The organism is Halarchaeum acidiphilum MH1-52-1, from assembly GCF_000474235.1.
GTDB lineage: Archaea > Halobacteriota > Halobacteria > Halobacteriales > Halobacteriaceae > Halarchaeum > Halarchaeum acidiphilum.
In genome coordinates this window covers 1-4,267 of the sequence record NZ_BATA01000109.1, presented here as the reverse complement: position 1 = coordinate 4,267, position 4,267 = coordinate 1, and the positions used below count along the sequence as shown (strand labels likewise).

The 4,267-nt window shown below is 62.2% G+C and carries 5 protein-coding genes and 1 pseudogene; all 6 read left to right on the top strand.

From position 1 onward, the window contains the following. Positions 1–846: MBL fold metallo-hydrolase (locus AOZ13_RS12995; protein ID WP_049934128.1), on the top strand; the 846-nt coding region annotated here is incomplete at its 5' end. 2 nt (positions 847–848) lie between these two features. After that, on the top strand, positions 849–1,355 hold the full coding sequence (locus AOZ13_RS12990; protein ID WP_021780807.1) for a YeeE/YedE family protein: 507 nt from the start codon (positions 849–851) through the stop codon (positions 1,353–1,355). After that, the gene (locus tag AOZ13_RS12985; protein ID WP_021780806.1) at positions 1,352–1,795 is read left to right on the top strand and encodes a DUF6691 family protein; all 444 of its coding nucleotides are present in this window, start codon (positions 1,352–1,354) and stop codon (positions 1,793–1,795) included. The genes AOZ13_RS12990 and AOZ13_RS12985 overlap by 4 nt, the downstream gene beginning before the upstream one ends. Before the next feature lie 91 nt (positions 1,796–1,886). Continuing rightward, a complete protein-coding gene (locus tag AOZ13_RS14605) occupies positions 1,887–2,036 on the top strand; it encodes a DUF7512 family protein (protein WP_020220634.1) in 150 nt (49 codons plus the stop codon). Between the two features lie 2 nt (positions 2,037–2,038). Further along, positions 2,039–3,042: pseudogene (locus AOZ13_RS12980) on the top strand (sulfite exporter TauE/SafE family protein). Between the two features lie 143 nt (positions 3,043–3,185). Next, a complete protein-coding gene (locus AOZ13_RS12975; RefSeq protein WP_020220632.1) occupies positions 3,186–3,947 on the top strand; it encodes an SDR family oxidoreductase in 762 nt (253 codons plus the stop codon). The last annotated feature ends 320 nt before the right edge of the window (positions 3,948–4,267 follow it).

Below are 4,267 nucleotides of genomic sequence, written 5' to 3'. Positions count from 1 at the left end.
GGATGGGCGCGCATCTACGAGTGCGTCGAACTCGACACCGACGGTGATGCGACCATCGCGCAGTACCGGCGGCCGTCCTCAGGCTGTCTCGCCTATCTCGTCGTGTCCGACGGTGAAGCCGCAGTTATCGACCCACTGCGCGCGTTCACCGAGGAGTACGTGCGGGACGCCCGCGCGCTCGGCGCCGACCTCACCTACGCCGTCGACACGCACGTCCACGCCGACCACATCTCCGGCATCCGAGCCCTCGCCGAGGAGGTCGACGCGACGGCCGTTCTTCCCGAAACGGTCGATGCTCGTGGCGTCGACTACAACCGTGAGTACGAGACGATCGCGGACGGCGAAACCCTCCATATCGGCGATATCGACGTCGAGGCGATCCACACGCCTGGGCACACGACGGGGATGACGACCTACCGCATCGGGAACGTCCTCTTCACCGGTGACGGCCTCTTCACGGAGAGCGTCGCGCGTCCTGATCTCGAAGACCCCGAGGCCGCAAGGGACGCCGCACGCACTCTCTACGAGAGTCTGCAGGCCCTCATCGAGCGCTTCGACGACGACGCGGTCATCGCACCCGCCCACTACTCGGATGCCGCGACACCGAACGACGACGACACCTACACTGCCGACCTCGGGACGCTCGTCGACACGATGGACGCCCTCACCATGGACCAAGAGACGTTCATCGACTACATCGTCACCGACATGCCACCGCGACCCGCGAATCACGAGAAGATCATCGCGACGAACCTCGGCCAGCAGGCGCCCGACGACGAGACAGCGTTCGAGCTCGAACTCGGGCCGAACAACTGCGCGGCGAGTGAAGACGCCATGACGAACTAATCATGGATGCGTTCACTCCACTTCTCGCGTCTGGGCTTGAGGGGCTCTTCCCGAGAGGAATCCTCCCCTATCTCGTGGGCGGATTGCTGGTTGGCCTCGGCGCCACCATCATCTACCTCTCGACGGGCATCATCGCGGGCGCGAGCACGTTTCTTGAGTCGACGCTCTCCTACGTCTCCGGCGTCGAACGCTTCAACCGCTACAAGTACGTCCAATCGCGTGACTGGCGTGTCGTCTTCACACTCGGCATTATCGCCGGCGCTGCCCTCTGGGGAATCGTCCTCGCGCCCGATCCCAGTGCGTGGACGACGGACGTCCAATGGTGGCGGCTCCTCGGTGGCGGCGTCCTCGTCGGAATCGGGACGCGCCTCGGAAAGGGTTGTACGAGCGGGCACGGCGTTTGTGGCGTCGGCTCGCTCTCCGAGACGTCGCTCGTGAACGTCGCGACGTTCATGGCGTTCGCGATCGGGACTGCACAGCTCGTCGCCGCCCTCGGGGTGAGTCCATGAGCGAGCGCGAGAGCGCGCTGTTCCTGCCCGCCATCTTCGTCGGTGGCCTCGTCTTCGGGCTCGGGCTCGCCATCAGCGGGATGGCCCGCCCCGAAGTCGTCTTAGACTTCCTCCAGTTCGAGGACTTCGGCCTCCTCTTCGTGATGGGCGGCGCTGCCGTCGTGACGGGACTCGCGTTCTTCCTCGCGACGACCTTCCTTGATCGCGCGCCACTGACCGCAACCGAGTACACGCGGCGCGTCAAAGAATTCGATCGGAACGTCGTCGTCGGCGGCGTGATCTTCGGTGTCGGCTGGGGCCTTTCCGGCATCTGCCCGGGCGCTGCCTACGCGAGTGTCGGTATCGGGAACTTCCCCATCCTCTGGGCGATCGCAGGGATGTTCATCGGTGCGTACGCGCAAGGCTACGTCCGCAGTCGCCTCGCGAACACCGCCAACTAATCATCCATGTTTCAACACATCCCCATCGCATCCCCACGCCAGCAGAATTGTGTAGTATTGGAACTACAAGAACAAATCCTGGTGGTCTGAGATGCTCGGTCTCGAAACCCTCAGCGGCCCCCTGCAGGCGGTGGGGACAGTCGGCGTCGTACTCGCCGAAGCGCTCGCCCTCTACGTCGGCTACGGAGCGCTAAGCCATCTCGCCCAGTCAACCATCCTCACCACTGTAAGAGGTGACTGACGATGGAGCTCTTGGGACTGAGTCTGCTGATGGTCGGCGTGTTCGTCGGGTTCGGCCTGCTGATCGGAACCCTCTTTGGGTTCTTTGGGATGGGCGGATCGTTCCTCGTGACACCCGCACTGCTCGTACTCGGGTACCCATCGACAGTCGCCGTCGGCAGTGGGCTTGCGTTTGTCTTCGGGACGAGCGTCATCGGCGCATTGCGCCACCGCGACCACGGCCAAGTCGACTACAAACTCGCGGCTATTATGACTGCCGCGATGACCGCCGGCATCGAACTTGGGAAGAGCGTCGTATTCTTCCTTGAGGCGACCGGCATGGCCGACCTCGTTATCAACGTCTCGTACGTCGGCCTACTCGCACTCGTCGGCTTGTTCACGCTCCGCGACGCCTGGACGGACGAGAGCGACGACGAGAGCGGGGCCAGCCTTGACCTTGCCGAACGCGTCCAAGCAATCGAAATTCCGCCGATGGTCACCTTCCGTGGAGACGTCCGCGTCTCCGGCGTGATCGTCGCGGCAATCGGTCTCGTTATCGGCGTCCTCTCGGGCTTCCTCGGTGTCGGCGGCGGGTTCCTCCTGATGCCCGCCATGATGTACGGGCTCGGCATCCCGGCAGCCATTGCCGTCGGGACGGACATCCTCCAAATCACGATTTCCGGCGCCTTCGGCGCGTTCACCTACGCGCAGTCCGGAGCGGTCGCCCTGCCCGTTGTCGCGTTCCTGCTCGTTGGAAGCGCACTCGCGCCCGCATCGGTGCGGGCGCCACGAACCTCGTCGACGAGGACGAGATCAAGGGCTACTTCGCCGCAATGTTGCTCGCCGGCAGTCTTGCCGTCGCGACAAACAAACTGGGGAACATCTACGGCATCGCGGCCCTCAACACCGTGAGCACGGTGCTCATCTTCGGAGCCGCGTTCCTCGTGAGCGGCGCCGTCGTTCTCGCTGCCGTCTGCCGCCTCCGCAGTAACGCATCCAGCACGTGGTGCCGGCTCACCACATCCTAACCCTCTATACCACGTTCTCAGCCACAGTGTAGCACTCGGAGCGTAGCAGTATCAGCTTGGCTTCGCGTCATCAGTCAACTCCTGATCGTGGGGTATGAGAACTATCCCCGATATTTTTCACATCACGCGATAGATTCTGTAGTATGGTCGCTGATAACTCTGTGGCGCTCGTGACGGGTGGTGGATCTGGGATCGGTCGAGAGACCGCTCTTGAATTCGCTGCGGAAGGAGCACGCGTCGTCGTCGCGGATGTCGACGTCAAGGGAGGCGAGGGGACCATCGCCGACATCGAAGCCGACGGTGGCGATGCATTGTTCGTGGAGACGGACGTCACTGACGCCGCGGAGACCGAGGCGATGGTTGAAGCCGCCGTTGAGGAGTATGGATCCCTTGACTATGCGTTCAACAATGCCGGTATCGGCGGTGACAGTGCGACGGTTGAGGAGTACGACGCCGAGAGCTGGGAGAGCGTCATCGATGTGAATCTCGTCGGCGTTTTTAAGTGTATGCAGGCGGAGATCGCGCAGATGAAACAACAGGACGCCGGTGGCGTTGTGGTCAACAACTCCTCGATTCTCGGCAAGGTCGGCTTCGCGACATCCTCCGGGTATGTTGCCGCAAAACATGGTGTCCTCGGACTGACGAAGACTGCTGCCCTCGAGAACGGCGAGACGGGTGTCCGCGTGAACGCCGTCTGTCCCGGCTTCATCGACACGCCACTCCTCCGCGAGGGCGGTATGGAAGAGGGCTCCGAGCTCCGCGAACAAATCGCAAATAAGCACGCGATGAACCGTCTCGGCACACCTGAGGAGGTTGCAAGTGCTGTTCTCTGGCTCTGTGACGACGATGCGTCCTTCGTTACCGGTGAGGCCCTCGGTGTTGATGGTGGCTACCTCGCACAATAGACACCTCGTCCTCTGACCGGTCGAATCATCGGCACCACGCTGGTGTTGTACCGCTCCCCCGCTCGTTAAGGTGCGATATTCGCAGGTATCTATGACGTGTATAGGTACGCCGAAACCAGGATTTTGGCCTCACTGAGCGCGGACAGGAATGATTAGCACCGGCATCCTGTCGTGCATTACTGCCCGAATTGCTGATTTACCGAGATGGTTAGGCGTACATCCACTATCTCGTGATATCCGAGTCCACCGCTCTGGTTCATATGAGTACACGCGACACAACCGTTGACCCGCAGCAGTTCCTGACGAACCTCCGTGCCTTC